The 433-nt window shown below is 71.8% G+C and carries 1 protein-coding gene; it reads right to left on the minus strand.

Going from position 1 to position 433, the window contains the following annotated elements:
* The coding region (locus IH68_RS51410; protein WP_159403912.1) for a hypothetical protein at window positions 1–343 on the minus strand (343 nt) is incomplete at its 3' end.
* Between the last annotated feature and the right edge of the window lie 90 nt (window positions 344–433).

Consider the following 433-nt stretch of genomic DNA (forward strand, 5'->3'; position numbering starts at 1 on the left):
TGTCCCGGCCCACGGGCTTCCAGACCACCTTGTACCGCCAGCCGTCCACCACCGACCGCGCCGCCCGACCCTTGTGCCAACTCGACAGCGCGGGAAGCACCTCCGCCAACGGCTCACTGTCCGCCAGCCGAAGGGTGTCGGCGAGGGCTTCCAGATCCTCGCGCTCGACCGCCTCCCAGAACCGGGCGTCCACCTCCCGCCCGGAGGCCAGGGCCGGGACGGGAGCGGTCTTCTCCAGCCAGTAACGACGGTGCTGGAAGGCATAGGTGGGCAGCGGGACCGTCCGGCCGTCGTGTGCCCGGCCAGGACCGCCGTCCAGTCGACCGGGATACCACGCACCCACGCCTCGGCCAGCGAGGTCAGGAAACGGGAGGCATCACCGTCGTTACGGCGCAGACTGCCCACCACCACCGCGTCCGGGGCGGCCTCCTGC

Origin of the sequence: Streptomyces sp. NRRL S-646 (genome assembly GCF_000720765.1) — a bacterium.
Taxonomy (GTDB): Bacteria; Actinomycetota; Actinomycetes; order Streptomycetales; family Streptomycetaceae; genus Streptomyces.